General features: G+C 71.3%; 17 protein-coding genes. 10 read left to right on the top strand and 7 right to left on the bottom strand.

What is annotated here, in order from left to right; translation table 11 throughout:
• The first annotated feature begins 28 nt into the window (after positions 1–28).
• Positions 29–751: an Rv2732c family membrane protein gene (locus ACSEEN_RS15360; protein ID WP_371307733.1), complete on the top strand. Its 723-nt coding sequence runs from the start codon at positions 29–31 to the stop codon at positions 749–751.
• The gene (locus ACSEEN_RS15355; RefSeq protein ID WP_298444185.1) at positions 751–1,584 is read left to right on the top strand and encodes a hypothetical protein; all 834 of its coding nucleotides are present in this window, start codon (positions 751–753) and stop codon (positions 1,582–1,584) included. Before ACSEEN_RS15360 ends, ACSEEN_RS15355 begins: the two co-directional genes overlap by 1 nt.
• Positions 1,585–1,591: 7 nt before the next feature.
• Here the strand turns inward: ACSEEN_RS15355 and ACSEEN_RS15350 are convergent, their stop codons facing one another.
• Positions 1,592–2,965, bottom strand: a complete 1,374-nt coding sequence (locus ACSEEN_RS15350; protein WP_298444187.1) for a DUF349 domain-containing protein — start codon at positions 2,963–2,965, stop codon at positions 1,592–1,594.
• 219 nt (positions 2,966–3,184) lie between these two features.
• On the opposite strand from ACSEEN_RS15350, the gene ACSEEN_RS15345 reads away from it, so the two are divergent.
• The 4 genes from ACSEEN_RS15345 to hflX all read left to right on the top strand — a co-directional run bounded on the left by ACSEEN_RS15345 (position 3,185) and on the right by hflX (position 7,313).
• Positions 3,185–3,970, top strand: coding sequence for a class III extradiol ring-cleavage dioxygenase family protein (locus ACSEEN_RS15345; protein WP_247863752.1), 786 nt, complete (start codon positions 3,185–3,187; stop codon positions 3,968–3,970).
• Complete coding sequence (gene miaA, locus ACSEEN_RS15340; protein WP_298444190.1) at positions 3,970–4,887, top strand: tRNA (adenosine(37)-N6)-dimethylallyltransferase MiaA; 918 nt, start codon at positions 3,970–3,972, stop codon at positions 4,885–4,887. Before ACSEEN_RS15345 ends, miaA begins: the two co-directional genes overlap by 1 nt.
• Positions 4,868–5,809: a diaminopimelate epimerase gene (gene dapF, locus ACSEEN_RS15335; RefSeq protein ID WP_440713647.1), complete on the top strand. Its 942-nt coding sequence runs from the start codon at positions 4,868–4,870 to the stop codon at positions 5,807–5,809. Before miaA ends, dapF begins: the two co-directional genes overlap by 20 nt.
• A gap of 85 nt (positions 5,810–5,894) precedes the next feature.
• Positions 5,895–7,313: a GTPase HflX gene (hflX, locus tag ACSEEN_RS15330; protein ID WP_440713646.1), complete on the top strand. Its 1,419-nt coding sequence runs from the start codon at positions 5,895–5,897 to the stop codon at positions 7,311–7,313.
• 168 nt (positions 7,314–7,481) lie between these two features.
• Here hflX and ACSEEN_RS15325 read toward each other — a convergent pair whose 3' ends face one another.
• The 5 genes from ACSEEN_RS15325 to ACSEEN_RS15305 form a co-directional block, all read right to left on the bottom strand.
• Entirely contained in the window at positions 7,482–7,862 is a 381-nt protein-coding gene (locus ACSEEN_RS15325; protein WP_440713663.1) for a PIN domain-containing protein, read from the bottom strand.
• A 399-nt stretch (positions 7,863–8,261) separates the two neighbouring features.
• Positions 8,262–8,522 carry an HPr family phosphocarrier protein gene (locus tag ACSEEN_RS15320; protein WP_247863746.1) on the bottom strand — a complete coding sequence of 87 codons (261 nt, stop codon included), beginning with the start codon at positions 8,520–8,522 and terminating at the stop codon, positions 8,262–8,264.
• Positions 8,523–8,631: 109 nt separating this feature from the next.
• Positions 8,632–10,767: a PTS fructose transporter subunit IIABC gene (locus tag ACSEEN_RS15315; RefSeq protein WP_440713645.1), complete on the bottom strand. Its 2,136-nt coding sequence runs from the start codon at positions 10,765–10,767 to the stop codon at positions 8,632–8,634.
• A 21-nt stretch (positions 10,768–10,788) separates the two neighbouring features.
• On the bottom strand, positions 10,789–11,736 hold the full coding sequence (locus ACSEEN_RS15310; protein WP_440713644.1) for a 1-phosphofructokinase family hexose kinase: 948 nt from the start codon (positions 11,734–11,736) through the stop codon (positions 10,789–10,791).
• Positions 11,733–12,500, bottom strand: a complete 768-nt coding sequence (locus ACSEEN_RS15305) for a DeoR/GlpR family DNA-binding transcription regulator (RefSeq protein WP_440713643.1) — start codon at positions 12,498–12,500, stop codon at positions 11,733–11,735. The genes ACSEEN_RS15310 and ACSEEN_RS15305 overlap by 4 nt, the downstream gene beginning before the upstream one ends.
• Before the next feature lie 118 nt (positions 12,501–12,618).
• Between ACSEEN_RS15305 and ACSEEN_RS15300 the strand changes: the two genes are divergently transcribed.
• Positions 12,619–14,322, top strand: a complete 1,704-nt coding sequence (locus ACSEEN_RS15300; protein WP_247863739.1) for a phosphoenolpyruvate--protein phosphotransferase — start codon at positions 12,619–12,621, stop codon at positions 14,320–14,322.
• Positions 14,323–14,324: 2 nt separating this feature from the next.
• Positions 14,325–14,981 (top strand): hypothetical protein, encoded by a 657-nt coding sequence (locus tag ACSEEN_RS15295; protein ID WP_440713642.1) that lies wholly within the window; start codon positions 14,325–14,327, stop codon positions 14,979–14,981.
• 68 nt (positions 14,982–15,049) lie between these two features.
• Here ACSEEN_RS15295 and lexA read toward each other — a convergent pair whose 3' ends face one another.
• On the bottom strand, positions 15,050–15,748 hold the full coding sequence (gene lexA, locus ACSEEN_RS15290) for a transcriptional repressor LexA (RefSeq protein ID WP_247863736.1): 699 nt from the start codon (positions 15,746–15,748) through the stop codon (positions 15,050–15,052).
• 151 nt (positions 15,749–15,899) lie between these two features.
• On the opposite strand from lexA, the gene ACSEEN_RS15285 reads away from it, so the two are divergent.
• Both ACSEEN_RS15285 and nrdR read left to right on the top strand, forming a co-directional pair.
• On the top strand, positions 15,900–16,496 hold the full coding sequence (locus ACSEEN_RS15285; protein WP_440713641.1) for a LysM peptidoglycan-binding domain-containing protein: 597 nt from the start codon (positions 15,900–15,902) through the stop codon (positions 16,494–16,496).
• A gap of 41 nt (positions 16,497–16,537) precedes the next feature.
• Positions 16,538–16,999 carry a transcriptional regulator NrdR gene (gene nrdR, locus ACSEEN_RS15280; protein ID WP_247863730.1) on the top strand — a complete coding sequence of 154 codons (462 nt, stop codon included), beginning with the start codon at positions 16,538–16,540 and terminating at the stop codon, positions 16,997–16,999.
• Positions 17,000–17,011 lie beyond the last annotated feature (12 nt).

The following is a 17,011-nucleotide window of genomic DNA, read 5'->3' as shown; positions in this document are numbered from 1 at the left end:
CCCCGAGAGGAATAGGAGTTGAGCAGTCGTGAGTGAATCGACCAGCGAGGGACGCGGCGGCGGAGCCGGCACCGGACCGCAGGACCGTTCGACGGCCGCTCGCGACCGCGACGCCCTGCGCGCCTACGAAAAGGATCTGCGGCAGGCCGAACGTAAGGTGGCCGGGGAGATCGATCCCGGCGGTCGCGCCGTGGTGGTCGCGGCGCTGGTCCTGGTGGTGATGGTCTCGCTGGTGCTGCCGCACGCGGGCAACGCGAGCGGCATCGATGTGCTCACCATGTCCGCGCACGCGCACCAGCAGCGGATCTCGCTGCCCTCGCAGATCTTCGTCTGGATGCTGGCGATCTTCGGCATCGGCTTCTCGATGCTCGCGCTCCTCACCCGGCGCTGGGTGGTGGCCTGGGTCGCGCTCTGCGGCTGCGCGGTGGACTCGGTGGCCGGCATGCTCGCGATCTGGACCCGGAACACCGTCGGCGTCGGCGGTCTGGCGCCGCCGAGCGGCGCCGGTGCCGGACTCATCCTGGGCTGGATCGCGGTGATCGCGCTGACCTTCCACTGGGCCCGCGTGGTCTGGGCCCGCAGCACCTACCACATGGCGCTGGAACAGGAGCGCCGCGAACAGGCCGCGGTGCACGAGGCCTTCAACCGCGCCCTGCGTGACCGCCGTGCCTCCGGCGCCCCGGCCCGGACGCAACGACCCGATCCGGAACAGATCCGGGGCGACGACGGCGAATCGCGGCCGACGGAGTAGTGATCCGACTCCCGATGCGCGCCCTGTACACGCTGACCGCGGTCAGCCTGCTGCTCGCGGCGTTCGTCACCGCACCCTGGGCGGCCGCCGCGCCGCGGGAGTGGCGTCTGCTCGGCATCGATGACGTCTCCACCCTCGAATACACGCAGGGGCTGGCGGGGGATGCCGCGGGCCGGTTGCACGGCCGCGGCTACACGACGATCCGGCCCGAGGTCGCGATCGACGGCTGGACCCACATCGGCGACGGTGACCTGTTTCGCGGCCGCATGTACGACGCCTACGAGCAACTCGGTTCCGGCCGCAAGCTGTACACGATCACCGAGCCGGACGGCCGGCTGTCGCGCTACTACCACCGGCTGACGCCCGGGGAGATGGCCAACAACTCGTTCGTCACCGTCTCCCCGTCCGGCCGGTACCTGGTGAGCGGCGAGTGGGACACGATGGACCGGCTCCTCGTCTTCCGCAACCCGGTCGGGCGGCCCGACGGTTCGGCGCTGCCGCTGGCCGGGACCATCGCGCTCGATACGCCGATGCGCGATGTCCAGAGCTGCGACTTCGTCGATGCGACGCACCTCGTCTGCGCTGTCGACCGGCCGGCGCAGGCGGTCTACTCGGTCGCCCTCGACGGCCCGCTCGACGACGCCCCCGCCGGACACGCGCGCGGCACCGTGCGCCGCGAATTCGCGGTCCCGCACCTGTCTGCCTGCACCGGCTCCTACGAGATCGAGGGGATCGACTACGACGCGCACCGGCGAGTGCTGAGCGTGTCGATGATCGACCCGTCGCCGTGCCTGCTGAACACCAAGGTCCTCCGCTACCGCATGTCGCGGTAGGGCCCGGTCAGCGGCCGTCGACGGCGCTCTTGGCGGCCTCGGCCCACTCGGTCCACTGCGCGGCCTGCTCGCGGAGCTTCGCGGCATCCCGGTCCTTGCCCGCCGCCGCGGCCTTGTCGGCCTGCTCGGACAGCTTGGCGGCGCGCTCGGCGAACTGCGCGGCACGCGCCAGCGCCTCCGGATCGGTGCGCGACCAGTCGGCCTCCTCGGCGTCGCGGATGCGCTTCTCCAGGGCGCGGGCCCGGCCCTCCAGCGCATGCATCTGCTCGCGCGGCACCTTGCCGATCTCCTCCCAGCGTTCCCGGAACGTCCGGAACTCGCGCCGGGCGGCCTCCAGACCGGACCCCGGGTCGATGGTCTTCTCGTACTCGCTGAGCAGCGCGGACTTGGCCTCGGCGTTCTGCCCGAACTCGGCGTCCCGCTCGGAGTGCACCGCGTTGCGGGCGGCGAAGAACACGTCCTGGGCGGCCTTGAACCGCGCCCACAGTGCGTCGTCGGCGTCGCGCGGCGCCCGCCCGGCGGCCTTCCACTGGGCGAGCAGCTCCCGGTACTTGGCCGCGGTCGGTCCCCAGTCGGTGGAGGTCGACAGTTCCTCCGCCGCGGTGATCAGCTCTTCCTTGCGGGCCTTGACCACGGCGCGCTCGCGGTCGAGTTCGGCGAAGTGCGCGCCGCGCCGCCGGTTGAACGCGTCGCGGGCCCGCGAGTAGCGCTTCCACAGGATGTCGTCGGTCTTGCGGTCGACGCCGCGGATGGTCTTCCACTCGTCGAGGATCACCCGGAGCCGGTCGCCGCTGGCCTTCCACTGGGTCGACTCGCTGCCGATGGCCTCGGCCTCGGCGGCCAGTTCCTCCTTGCGGGCGATGGCGGCCGCCCGCGCCGCATCGCGCTCGGCACGGACCTCTCCGGTCAGCGCACCGGCGCGCTCGACGATCGTCGCCAGCCGCGCGGTGAGGGCGTCGATGTCGCCGATCGCCTGGGCGGACGGCAGCTCGTCCAGCAGATGCTGCGCGGCGGCCTGCGTCTTGCGGGGGTCACCGGACCGGGCGTCGAGCCGTTCCTCCAGGATCTCCGTCTCGGTCGCCAGGTCGGCGAACTTCCGCGCGAAGTGCGCCATCCCCTCCTCGCGGGTGCCGGCCTGCCACGATCCGATCTGCCGCTCGCCGTCGCGCGTGGTGAGCCAGACGTTGCCGTCGTCGTCGATCCGGCCGAAGGCGGTGGGATCACCGGCCTCGATGTGGTGGACGACGGGGCCGGGGCGGTGTCCGGGGGTCGGCCCGGGGCGCGGGGCGCTCGGGCGCGGTCCGGGCCGCGGGCCCGGCCGGGGAGCGGGGGTGGCCTGGCCGGTGTCGTCGGCCGGGGTCTGGTCGTTCGGAGTGCTCATCGGATGGGTCGCCCTTCGTCAGTCGCGCCGCGCGTCACGGCCGCCGGAATCACCGCGGTGACGGCGTCGTGCGGCGCCGCGCGGGGGCGGCGGACACGGCAGAGCCGACGGTGATTCGTTCATTTCGCTGTTCATTGAAACAGTTCGGTGCCGTCGATGGGGCCGACAGAGCCGTATCCGGCGCGTCTCGCCGTCCCGGCGGCCGGTACCGTCGGAGCCGTGTTGGCTGAGATCGCGGTGATTCCGAGCGCGCCCCTGCTGGTGCCGGAGCTGTCCGGTCCGGCCGCCGACGACACCGTCCCGGTCCGTGACGCGGTGCTCGCGGCGGGAGCCTCGCTGGCGGCCGCGGCGTCGCGGTGGATCGCGATCGGCGTCGCCGATCGCCCCGACACGTCCGCGCGGGGCCGGGTGAATCCGCGCATCCCCGACTGCCGGCAGTCCGGCGACTTCGGCGCCTACGGCGTGCCGGTGCCGGTGAGCCTGCCGCACCCGCCGCTGCCGGACCGGATCGAACCGCCCGCTCCGTTGCCGCTGTCCATGCTGCTCGCCGGCTGGCTCGGTGCGCAGGTGTCGCCGCGGCCGGTGCGCATCGACCCGGTCGTCCTCGATCCATGCTGCCGGCCGGAAGTCGTGCGGCTCGCCGTGCGCGAGCTCTCCCTCGCGGAGCGGCCGGTCTCGGATGAGCCGATCGGTGTCCTGGTGATCGCCGACGGCGCGAACGCGCTCAGTCCTCGGGCCCCCGGGGGCGGTGAACGCGCCTCGGCATGGGAACTGCAGAACCGGATCGACGACGCCGTGGTGGGCGCCGACCGGGAGACCCTCGCCGCCCTCGGCGAGGCGGAGTGCGCCGCCGAAGGCGTCGGTACACGGGCTGCCTGGCTGGCGCTGGCGCAGCTCCTCGACGGCCGGCCCGCGTGGGATGTCGACGCGCGCTTCCGCGGTGCGCCGTTCGGGGTGGGCTACACGGTCGCGTCGTTCCGGCCTGCCGGCACCGGGAACGCGTGATGGGCGGAGCGCCGATCGCCGTCATCGGGCCGACCGCCAGCGGCAAGTCGGACCTGGCCCTCGACCTCGCCGAACGTCTCGGCGGCGAGATCGTCAACATCGACGCCATGCAGCAGTACCGGGGGATGGACATCGGCACCGCCAAGCTGCCGGTCGCCGAGCGGCGCGGCATCCCGCACCATCTGCTCGACGTTCTCGACGTCACCGAGACGGCGACGGTCGCCGGATACAAAGAGGCGGCCACCGCCGTCATCGACCGGCTGCTGGCCGACGGCACGGTGCCGATCATCGTCGGCGGCTCGATGATGTACATCCAGGGGCTGCTCGACGACTGGCGCTTCCCGGCCACCGACCCGCGGGTCCGGGCGAAGTTCGAGGAGCAGCTCGCCGAGATCGGTGCGCTCGCACTGCATCGCCGTCTCGCCGAGGTGGACCCGGCGGCCGCCTCGACCATCCTCGACACCGACGGGCGGCGCATCGTGCGGGCGCTCGAAGTGGTCGAGCTGACCGGGCAGCCGTTCGCCGCATCGGCCCCGACGATCGGCGAACCGCGGTGGGGCACGAGGATTCTCGCGCTCGACCGGGAGACCACGGCCCTCGACGAGCGCATCGCGCGGCGCACCGACGCGATGTTCGACGGCGGCTTCGTGGACGAGGTGGTGGCGCTCTGCGGGCAAGGTCTCCGCGACGGCAAGACCGCGTCCCAGGCCATCGGCTACGCGCACATCCTGGCACATCTGGACGGCGAGTACGACCTCGACAAGGCCCGTGAGCTGACGTTCATCGGCACCCGTCGTTACGTCCGGCGGCAGCGGTCGTGGTTCCGCCGCGACCACCGGGTGCACTGGCTCGACGCCGCCGATCCGGGGCTGGCCGGTCGCGCGCTCGCCGTCCTCGATGCGGGGACCGCCGGGTAACCTGGCAGTCGTGACGACTCCTGCGCCGACGACTTCCGGACTGCGGTTCGCCAAGGGCCACGGCACCCAGAACGACTTCGTGATCCTGCCCGACCCGGACGCCGAGCTCGACCTGACCGAAGAACTGGTCACCGTCCTGTGCGACCGGCAGCGCGGTCTCGGCGGCGACGGCCTGCTGCGCGTCGCCCGGGCCGGTGCCCTGGTGCGCGCCGGGGTGCTCGACGGCCTCGCACCCGGTATCGCCGAGGACGACTGGTTCATGGACTACCGCAACGCCGACGGTTCGATCGCCGAGATGTGCGGCAACGGCGTGCGCGTCTTCGCGCACTACTGCCGTGCTCACGGACTGGTCGAGGCGGCCGAATTCGTGGTCGGCTCCCGGGCGGGAGCCCGGCCGGTGGTCGTGCACAGCTGCGATGCGAGCGCCGCGGAGGTGACCGTCGGGATGGGCCCGGCGCGGCTCGACGGCGTGAGCACGACCACGATCGCCGGGCGTGAGCTGCGCGGTGAGGCGGTCGACGTCGGCAACCCGCACCTGGCGTGCGTCGTCGACGGGCTGACCCCGGAGGGCCTGGCGGCGCTCGACCTGACTGCCGCGCCGGTGCTCGATGCCGCGGTGTTCCCGCACGGGGCCAACGTCGAACTGCTGACACCACTGCAGCCCGCGTCCGGGGACACCGATTTCACGTCCCACCTGCGGGTCTTCGAGCGCGGTGTGGGGGAGACCCGCTCGTGCGGTACCGGTCTGGTGGCCGGGGCGGCGGCGGCCCTGCACGGTCTCGGCCGCGCCGAGGGCGTCGTGCGTATCGCGGTGCCCGGTGGAGCGGTCACCGTCACCGTCACGCCGACCGAGGCGTTCCTGCGCGGACCGTCGCGGCTGGTGGCCCACGGCGAACTGATCGAGGGCTTCCTCGACGGCTGATCTCGGCTCCGCCCGACCGGCGTGATTGCGCCCAGAGAAAACCCGGATGCACGAGGGCGTCGTGTTCAGTCATCATGGATGACATATGACCGAACTGTACGAACTCAGCACCCCGACGACCGGCGAACTCCAACTCGACGACCGCGCCAGTCTGCAGCGTGTCGCCGGACTGTCCACCGAACTCGCCGACATCACCGAGGTCGAATACCGGCAACTGCGGCTCGAACGTGTGGTCCTGGTCGGCGTCTGGACCTCGGGCACCGTCGCCGAGGCCCGCGCGAGCATGGCCGAGTTGGCCGCGCTCGCCGAGACGGCCGGCTCGGAGGTGCTCGACGCCCTCATCCAGCGGCGCGGCAAGCCCGACCCGTCGACCTATCTCGGTTCCGGTAAGGCCGAGGAACTCCGCGAGGTGGTGATCGCCACCGGCGCCGACACCGTGATCTGCGACGGTGAACTGACCCCCGCGCAGCTCACCGCGCTGGAGAAGGTCGTCAAGGTCAAGGTGATCGACCGCACCGCGCTGATCCTCGACATCTTCGCCCAGCACGCCACCTCCCGCGAGGGCAAAGCCCAGGTCTCGCTCGCGCAGATGGAGTACATGCTGCCGCGTCTGCGCGGCTGGGGCGAGTCGATGTCCCGGCAGGCCGGCGGCCGCGCCGGCAGCAACGGCGGCGTGGGCCTGCGCGGTCCGGGTGAGACCAAGATCGAGACCGACCGCCGCCGCATCCGCGAGCGAATGGCCAAGCTCCGCAAGGAGATCCGGGGCATGAAGACCGCCCGCACCGTCAAGCGGGCCGCGCGCAAACGCGGTGGTGTCCCCGCGCTCACCGTGGTCGGCTACACCAACGCGGGCAAGTCGAGCCTGGTCAACGCCATGACCGGTTCCGGGGTGCTGGTGCAGGACGCACTGTTCGCGACCCTCGATCCGACCACCCGCCGCGCTCGGCTGGCCGACGGCCACGAGGTGGTCTTCACCGACACCGTCGGCTTCGTCCGCCACCTGCCGACACAGCTGGTCGAGGCGTTCCGGTCGACGCTGGAGGAGGCGGTCGACGCCGACCTGCTGATCCACGTGGTCGACGGCGCCGACGCCTTCCCGGGGAAGCAGATCTCGGCGGTCCGGCAGGTTCTCGGCGAGGTCTTCGCCGAGGAGGATCGCGACGGCGCGGGCCCGCCGCCGGAACTGCTGGTCATCAACAAGATCGACGCCGTGGACGCCACCCGGATGACCGCCCTGCGCGGCGAGTTCCCCGACGCGGTCTTCGTCTCCGCGCGGTCCGGTGAGGGGCTCGACGAGCTCTTCACCCGGATCACCGAGTTCGTGGAACAGGGCGACGTCGAGGCCGTCCTCTCGGTGCCCTTCGCCCGCGGTGAGGTGATCGCCCGCCTGCACCAGCACGCCCACGTGCTCGACACCGACCACACCGCCGACGGCACCCGGGTCCGGGTCCGCATGCCGAAGGCGCTCGCCGCCGAATACGCGGACCTGGTCGTCGGGGGATAGCTAGGCCGTGTCTCCCAAATCTCTTTCCGGGCCTCGGCGGCCCGCTGAACGCCTGGCGGCGTTGTCGTCGGTCGGCATAGCGCCGCTATGCCTCCCTCCTCCGCCTTGCCAGCCGCCCAGCGGATCCACCGGTGCCTACGGAGAAGATTTGAGAGACACGGCCTAGCGTCAGTCGCCGACGGAGAGATCGATGATCGGCAGGGCATTGCCGAGCGCGGTGAAGTCTGCCGCGTTGTAGGTGGCGAGCGCTGCCCCGTACTGAATGGCAGATGCCGCGATCATCATGTCGATCCGGCGTTTCCTGCTCGTCTGTCCCGATCTGGTGGCGACACCCGACAGCACCTGGTAGAGCTTGGCGGTTTCTCCGTCGAAGGGCACCCCGCCCTGGTACAAGCGATCGAGCAGTGTGAGCTGGCGTCCGGTCTCGATCACCACAGCGGGATCGTGTGAGTTGAGACCTTCCAGGAATTCTGCGTACACGATCGAACTGATCTGCGTCTGATCGTTCGTGCCGATCGGTGATCGGCTCGGGAATCCCCGGATCAACACGTTCGTATCGAGATGAACCAATGTCAAAGGACGTCCCCAGACTCGTCGCGACCCGCCTCGATCTCATCCAGTCGCTGAGCGATCTGCTGCTCGGTGAGCCGGCTCCGTGAGAGAACGTCCGCGACGTCGCTCCAGGTCGCTGTGGGTACCGTCCGCAGTCGGCTTCGATGGGTGAGAACGACTCCGGTGTCCCGGCCTTGACGAGTGACTCCGAACTCTTCGTGGTCTTGTTCGACTTTGCGGACCAGCTCGGAGCCGCGATGGCTGAGATCTGCAATACCGATGGTAGACATACTAGAAGAATAGCAACACGACGCCGACGGCGGCGCCCCGGAGGATCACGTGGTCGTCGAGGACCGGTGACCCGCCAGGGCGCCGCCGTCGTGCGGGCGCCCGGTGTTACTCGGCGTCGAGATCCTTCGCGACGAGGGCCGCGATCTGGTCGACGGCGGCCTGATCGTCGCTCTCCACGATCACCACGGCGTCCTTCTCGGCGCCGAGGGTCATGATCATCAGAGCGCTGCCGGCGTCCACCGGCTCGCCGCCCTCGACGGCGAGGGTGACCGGCACGCCGAGCGCGCTGGCGGCCTCGGCGATGACGGTGGCGGGGCGGGCGTGCAGGCCGACGGCGGAGCCGACGGTCACGGTGGTGCTGGGCATGGAATGCCTTTCTGTCTTCGATGGGTTTCCGGCGCGGACACGCCGGAGGTGATGAGTCGAACCTAGTACGCGGTCGCGGTGCGCCGCCGGGTTTGCGGCGCCGGCGATGTCAGGCGACGGCTGCGGCGGCCTCGATCTGGGCCTCCTCGGCGGCCGGAGTCCGCTTGATCTGCTTGGTGGCGACCACGCTCACGGCACCGACGACGGTGCCCACGACGAGCGCGATGAGGAACTTCCACCAGGTGTTCTCCATGGCGAACAGCACGAAGACACCGCCGTGCGGGGCGTGCAGTTCCACGTTCATCGCCATGCAGAGGCCGCCGGTCACCGCGCCGCCGAGCATCATCGGCGGGATCACCCGGAACGGGTCGGCGGCGGCGAACGGGATGGCGCCCTCGGAGATGAACGAGATGCCCAGCAGCCAGGCCGCCTTCCCGTTCTCCCGCTCGGGCTCGGTGAACAACGACGGCCGCAGCACCGTCGAGGCGAGGGCCAGCGCCAGCGGGGGCACCATGCCGGCGGCCATGACGGCCGCCATGATCTGCCACTGCGCCAGACCGGCACCGGCCGTGCCGAGGCCGAGCGCGGCGAACGAGTACGCCGCCTTGTTCACCGGGCCGCCGAGGTCGAAGCACATCATCAGGCCGAGGACGACGCCGAGGGCGATCTTGGAGCCGCCGCTCATGCTGTTGAGGCCGTCGATCATCTGCGTGTTGAGCCAGCCGAGCGGCTTGCCGAGCAGCATGTACATGATGCAGCCGACGATCAGTGAGGCGAAGAGCGGAATCACGACCACCGGCATCAGGCCCGCCGCCCAGCGCGGCAGATTCAGCCTGGTGAACCAGAGTGCGACGACGCCGGCGATCAGGCCGCCGATCAGGCCGCCGATGAAGCCCGAACTCACCGAGAGGGCGACGGCACCGGCGACGAAGCCGGGAGCGATACCGGGGCGGTCGGCGATCGCGAAGGCGATGTAGCCGGCCAGCACGGGGACCATGAAGGCCATCGCGAGGCTGCCGAGCGCGAAGAAGACCGCACCCAGGTACTGGAGGAGGCCGCCCGGCGGCAGATCCCAGAGCGAACTGTGCAGCGCGTAGAACACGGCGTCGTTCATGCCGCCGGCGCAGCCCGCCGGATAGGTGACGTTGCCGTCGACCAGCGATTGCGGGACACACACCTTGGCGTTGGCGATCTCGTAACCGCCGAACAGGAAGCCGAGGGCCATCAGGAGGCCGCCGGCGGCGACGAACGGGATCATGTAGCTGACGCCGGTCAGCAGCGCCTGCTTGAGGCGGCCGCCGATGCCGATGCTCGCGCCCTCGTCACCACCGGTGGAGGCGGCGGCGCCGTCGCCCGCGGGGACGCGCTTGGCGTTCGGATTGCCCGCCGCGGCGACGGCTTCGGCGATCATCTTGTCCGGCTCGTTGATGGCGCGCTTGACGCCGGACTCGATCACCGGCTTCCCGGCGAAACGCTCGCGGCCCTTCACCCCGACGTCGGTCGCGAAGATCACGGCGTCGGCGCGGGCGATCGCGTCCGACGTGAACGGCGTGGTGCCCGACGAGCCCTGCGTCTCCACCTGGTACTCCACCCCGGCGCGGTCGGCCGCGAGCTTCAGCGCGTCGGCGGCCATGTAGGTGTGCGCGATACCGGTGGGACAGGCGGTGATCGCCAGGACGAGGGTGTCGTCGGCGGGCGCCGCCGCGGTCTCCGTCACCTCGGTGGCGGCGGGCTTCTCGGCGGGCGCGGCCGCCGCCGCGGGCGCGGGGGTGGCCGCCGGTTGCTGCGGCGGTGGGGCGACGGCCTCACCGACCAGTTCGACGATCGCGTCCGCGTCCGGGGCCTCGCGCAGCGCGGTGACGAACTCGGGGCGCACCAGGGCGCGGGCGAGGGAGCTGAGCAGCTTCATGTGCGCGGCGCCGGCACCGCCGGGGGCGGCGATCAGGAAGACGATGTCGGCGGGACCGTCGGGTCCGCCGAAGTCGACCTTCTTCGACAGTCGCGCCATGCCGAGGGACGCGGTGCCGACGGAGTCGACGCGGGCGTGCGGGATGGCGATGCCGCCGGGCAGGCCGGTCGGTGATTTGGCCTCGCGTTCGAGGGCGGCCCCGGCGAGTTCGTCGGGGTCGGTACAGCGTCCCGCAGCGGCGAGAGTCTGGGCGAGACGGCGGATCACCGCCTCGGCGTCGTCGCCCGCGTCGGCGTCGAGCAAGACCAGCTCGGGCGTGATGATCGGATCGGACATGGGTTTTCCTTCGCTGGTCGGTCAGGGTAGGGGCCGGACATCGACGCCGGCGAGGTCGAGAAGATCGGGTGTGGGGGGTGTGGTGCCGGGCAGCCCGGCGGCCGCGGACCCGTAGGCGACGGCGGAGCGCAGGCGCTCGGCGGGATCGGCGCCCCGATGCAGCGCGATCAGGTAGCCGGCGAGCGACGAGTCGCCGGCGCCGACGGTGCTGCGGACCTGGATCCGCGGGGCGCGGGCGACCCAGGTGCCCTCCGCCGTGGTGAGTAGCGCACCGCCCGCCCCGAGGGTGGTGAGGACGGCGCCGCCGGTACGCCGCGCGAGTTCGGCGGCGGCGCGGGCCGCGGGAGCCGGGTCGCCGTCCTGCGCCGCCTGCTCCATCGCCGCACCGTCGTCCCCGGTGAGTTCGGCGAGTTCGAAGGCATTGGGTTTGAGCAGGTCGGGCCGGGCGCCGGCGACGGCGGCCAGCGGCGGCCCGGAGGTGTCGACGGCCACCTTCCGGCCTGCCGCGTGCAGCCGGCCGGCCATGGTGGCGTACCAGTCGGCGGGGACGCCCGGCGGCAGTGAGCCGCAGAGGGCGACCCACTCGGCGGCGCCGGCGGCGCCGGTGATGAGCGCGCCGAACTCGGCGAGTCCGTCCTCGGTGAGGGCGACGCCGGCGTCGTTGATCTTGGTGGTGGTGCCGTCCGGCTCGGCGAGGGTGAGGTTGACGCGCACCTGGCCGTCGATCGAGACGCACCGGTAGTCGAGCGCCACCTCGTCGAGCTGGCCGAGCAGCGTGTCGCCGGCGCGGGCGGGCAGCAGGGCGAGTGCGTCCAGGCCGGCCTCGCCGATGACGCGGGCGACGTTGATGCCCTTGCCGCCCGGCTGGTCGCGCACCGAGGTGACCCGCTGCACCTCGCCGCGCTGAAGCGGTCCCGGCAGCTGGAGCGTGCGGTCGACGCTGGGGTTGGCCGTCACGGTCACGATCATGAGATCACCACTTCGATGTCGAGGGCTCGCAGGTCGGCGAGGAAGGTGTCGTCGATCCCGGCATCGGTGACGACGGCGTCGACGTCGCAGAGCGCGCCGAAGCTCACCAGATCCTCGCGATTGAACTTCGAGGAGTCGGCCAGGACCACCACCTGATTGGCCGCCGCGATCATCGCCCGTTTCGCGGCGGCCTCGTCGGGATCGGGCGTGGACAGCCCGTGGGCGACACTGAGGCCGTTGGTGCCGATGAAGGCGAGCGAGGCGCGCAGCCCGCGGAAGAAGTCGATGGTGGTGGCGCCGACGGTCGCCTGCGTCTTGCCGCGCACGCGGCCCCCGGCGAAGGTCACGTCGCAGCGCGGCAGGGTCGACAGGTGGGCGGCGAGCGGCAGGGCGTTGGTCACCACCGACAGGTCGCGGTCGGCGGGCAGGGCGAGCGCGGCGCGCAGCGTGGTGGTCCCGGCGTCGAAGATCACCGAACCGCCGGACGGCGGGAGGAAACGCTGCGCGGCGGCCCCGATCGCGGTCTTCTCGGCGAGCCGGGACTGCTCGCGCTGGGCGAGGTCGGGCTCGCCGACGGTCATCACGTCCGGCCGCACCGCTCCGCCGTGGACCCGCAGGACCACGCCCTGTTCGGCGAGGACTCCGAGGTCGCGGCGCACCGTCTCGCCGGTGACGTCGAACCGGGTCGCCAGCTCGGCGACCGCGACGCGGCCGCGCGCCCGTACTTCGCTCGCAATGGCCTGCTGGCGTTCTTCCGCGTACACCGTGCCGTCCTGAGTAGAGTCCTCGAAAGAGGGGCTGAGTTCCCAATCCCGTTTGGTTATGTCTTTGTTTACTTGTGTATGCGTTGACTCGTCAAGCGGTTTCTGTAATCTCTGTCACATGAATGAGGTGGACGCGATGGCAGCGGAGGATTTCGGGGCGACGACGGTGGTGCGGGGGACACCCGTGGTGCACGGGCTCGCGTACGGTCCGGTGATCCGGCCCGCCGAGACGCCGGAGTTCGACATCGACGCGACGGCGGTGATCGACGAAGCCCAGCGCTCCGCCGAAGAGGAACGGTTCACGACCGCGGCGAACACCGTCGCCGAACGGTTCTCGGCGCGGGCCTCGGCGAGCACCGGCAGTTCGGCCGAAGTGCTCGCGGCGACGGCCGCGCTGGCCAAGGACCGGGCCTGGATCGGCGCGGCGACCAAACTCATCGCCGGCGGTACGCCGGCGGCGGCGGCCACGGTCGCGGCGATCGAGCAGATCGCGGCGATGTTCACCAAGCTCGGCGGCCTCATGGCCGAGCGGGTGACCGATCTGAACGACATCCGTGACCGCGTGGTGGCCGAGATCCTCGGCCTGCCCGAACCGGGCATTCCGACGCCGGACCGGCCGTCGATCCTGTGCGCCGACGACCTGGCGCCCGCCGACACCGCGGGGCTCGATCCGCAGCGGGTGATCGCCCTCGCGACCCGCCTCGGCGGACCGTCGAGCCACACCGCGATCATCGCGCGGCAGCTCGGCATCCCCTGCGTCGTGGCGATCGCCGATCTCGGCGAGATCCCCACGGGCGCACTGGCTTTCGTCGACGGCGAGCGCGGAGTGGTCGGCCTCGACCCGGACGAGGCGGCGGTCACCGCGGCGGTCGCGTCGTCGAAGGAGACCGCTGCCGCGGCAGCTGCCTGGCGCGGTCCCGGACAGACCGCAGACGGTCACCGGGTGCTGATCCTGGCCAACGTGGCCGACGGCGTGTCGGCCCGGGCGGCCGCCGACCTCGGAGTGCTCGAGGGCGTCGGGCTGTTCCGCACCGAACTGGCCTTCCTGGACCGTCCGGACGAGCCCTCGGTCGCTGAGCAGACGTCGCTCTACCGCGAGGTGATCGACGCGTTCGACGGCGACAAGGTGGTGATCCGGACGCTCGATGCCGGCTCGGACAAGCCGCTGAAGTTCGTGACGCACCCGGACGAGCCGAATCCGGCGATGGGGGTGCGCGGCAACCGGATCATCCTGTCGAATCCGGAGATCCGCGCGCACCAGCTGGAGGCGCTGGCCGCGGCCGCCGAGGGCACCACGGTGGTCCCGTGGGTGATGGCGCCGATGATCGCCACGGTGGCCGAGGCGCGCGAGTTCGCGGCGCTGGTGCGCGAGCGCGGGATGATCCCGGGTGTGATGGTCGAGGTGCCGTCGGCCGCGGTGATGGCCGGCCAGATCCTCGCCGAGGTCGACTTCGTGTCCATCGGCACCAACGACCTGACCCAGTACACGATGGCCGCCGACCGGATGTCGCCGGAACTGGCATCGCTGACCGACCCCTGGCAGCCCGCCGTCCTCGCGCTGATCGAGCGCGTGGGCGCTGCCGGTACCGAGCAGGACAAGCAGGTGGGCGTGTGCGGCGAGGCCGCCGCCGATCCGCTGCTCGCGTGCGTGCTGGTGGGTCTCGGCGTCACCTCGCTGTCGTCGGCCCCGGCCGCGGCACCCGCGGTGGGGCTCAAGCTGAGCACGGTGACCCTGGATCAGTGCCGCGCGGCCGCGCAGGCCGCGGTGGCCGCCGACAGCACGGCCTCGGCCCGGGAGGCGGCGCGGGCGGTACTCGGCTGACGATGAGCGACGTCGTCTACGAGCCGACGATCCTGAAGCGGTACACGACGCTCTCCAACGCGATCGACGTCCTGCTGAATGAGCGCGTCACACTGCTCAGCCCGCGCACCTGGGTCGACCGGAACGACAGCGGGTTCATGGATCACTACTGCGCACTGAAGGGTTCGTCTCGCGTCAGCGTCGCGTGCTTCACCCAGTCCACGGAGACCTATCACCACTGGGGCGTCTTCGCGGGCGGCACGGACGGCGTGCGGCTCGAGATCAGCAAAGCGAAACTGCTGGCGAGCATCGCAGGCGACCCGGCCTACGCGTCCGGTCCGGTCCGCTACCTCACCCTGGACGAGATCGAGGAAGAGGCCGGCGACTCCCGGCTGACGGCCGACGATCTGCCGTTCGTCAAACGGCACGGTTTTCGCGACGAGAACGAGTTCCGCATCGTCCACCTCGGGAGCGGTGACGGGCCGCCGGTGCACCACATGCCGATCGAGCGAGGCTGGATCAACCGGATCTCGTTGAGCCCGCTCCTGCCGGAGGGGCTGATCGAGACGATGAAGGCCGCGCTACCGGCGCTGCCCGGCTGTGCGGACGTGAAGGTCGTGCGGTCGAATCTCTGCGAGAACCAGCGGTGGACCCGAACGGGGGAGTCGATCACTCTGTAGGACCGCGGCCACCCGAGTGGGGATCGCGATCCCCACCCCGGCGGCCGGGCGCGGTGTGGATGTCCGGATCAGATGCGCCGCAGCACGGTCACGACCTTGCCGAGAATGGCGGCGTCGTCACCGGGGATCGGCTCGAAGTGCTCGTTGTGGGGCATCAGCCAGACGTGACCGTCGACCCGCTTGAAGGTCTTCACGGTGGCCTCGCCGTCGATCATGGCGGCGACGATGTCGCCCTGCTCGGCCACGTTCTGCTGGCGCACGACCACCCAGTCGCCGTCGCAGATCGCGGCGTCGATCATGGACTCGCCGACCACCCGCAGCAGGAACAGGGAACCCTCGCCGACCAGCTCCTTGGGCAGCGGGAAGACGTCCTCGACGGCCTGCTCGGCGAGGATCGGACCACCGGCGGCGATACGGCCGAGGACCGGAACGAACGCCGGTGACGGCATACCCGGCTCGTCACCGGCCGCGTCGCCCGGCGGCGGGGGACGATGGTCGTCGCGGACGTTCACCGCGCGCGGCCGGTGCGGATCGCGCTTGAGTAGCCCGCGCCGCTCCAGGGTTCGCAGTTGGTGGGCGACCGACGACGTCGAGGTGAGTCCCACGGCCTCGCCGATCTCCCGGATGCTCGGCGGGTAGCCGCGCTCCCGGACGGACGAGCGGATGTACTCCAGGACCTCGCGCTGGCGCTGGGTCAGTGAGGCCTCCAGGGTCGCCGTCGACAGCAGCGGGTCGACGTTCGACGTGTTCTGCGGTCCGTCGGTCATCTGAGGTTCCTTTCCTCGTCGGTGATCCCCAATCTAGTCGACTAGGTCACAGAACTCAAACAATTGTTCGACGTGTCGGGACGGTTGTCGGACCCATGGTGTTAACTGTCGAACAAGAGTTCATCGAACATACGAACGATGGGAGTTAACGATGACCGGATTGCTGAAGGACCGTGACCGCCGAGCCGCCGGAACGGCCGCCTCTGTGACCATGACCTGCGATGTTCCGATCGTCGTCGGTACGCGCGTCCGTCGTGCGGTGCAGGCCGCACCGACGTGCCGGCCGACCGGACGCAGCCCGCAGAGCCGCACCGGAGTGCTGCGCACGGTGCCCGCCGCCGCTCGATCGAACATCCCGGAGCGCCGGGAACGTGTCCGGGTCCCGGGCGTGGCGAGCGCCGGTTCGAACACTCCGGCCACGACCGCGCGGCCGTCCTCGGCACCGGCGCGGCGGACCGCCGGCAGCCGTCGGCGGTGGGCGGCCGGGGTGCTGGCCGGGCTGGCGGTGGCGCTGATCGCCGCGGTGATGGGCATCGCCGGGCACGACTACCAGAGCGCGGCCACCGGGACACCGGCGGCGACGCAGGTCGTGCACGTGCGCAGCGGGGAATCGCTGTCGTCGCTCGCCGAGCGGATCGCCCCCGAGCTGCCCGCCGAGTCGGTGATCGCCACGGTGCGGAACCTGAACGGGCTGGACGGCACCGGGCTGCGCCCGGGTCAGGCGCTCGTGGTTCCCGCATACCGCTGAACGCGCGTGGGATCGGGATGCGCGGCGGGTACGCTGAGGGCATGCGATGCCCGTTCTGCAAGAACGACGACACCCGAGTAGTCGATTCGCGCGCCTCCGACGACGGTCTGGCGATCCGGCGGCGCCGGTCGTGCGGTGCGTGCGGCCGCCGGTTCACCACGGTCGAGTCGGCGGTGCTCGCCGTGGTCAAGCGCAACGGTGTATCCGAGCCCTTCAGCCGCGAGAAGGTGATGAAGGGCGTCCGCCGCGCCTGCCAGGGCCGCCAGGTCGACGAGGATGCGCTCGCGAAACTCGCCGCGGCGGTGGAGGACACGGTGCGCGCATCCGGTTCCGCCGAGATCCCCAGCAATGAGGTCGGCCTGGCCATCCTCGGCCCGCTGCGCGACCTCGACGAGGTCGCGTACCTGCGGTTCGCGTCGGTGTACCGATCGTTCGAGTCGGCCGACGACTTCCAGCGCGAGATCGACGATCTCCGCGCGGGCCGCAAGCAGCCCGTCGCCTGACATCCGGCCGTC

Origin of the sequence: Gordonia marina (assembly GCF_052036135.1) — a bacterium.
In the GTDB taxonomy this organism is placed as follows: domain Bacteria; phylum Actinomycetota; class Actinomycetes; order Mycobacteriales; family Mycobacteriaceae; genus Gordonia.
The sequence above is the reverse complement of the archived record's forward strand: the minus strand, read 5'-3'. Positions and strand labels throughout refer to the sequence as shown.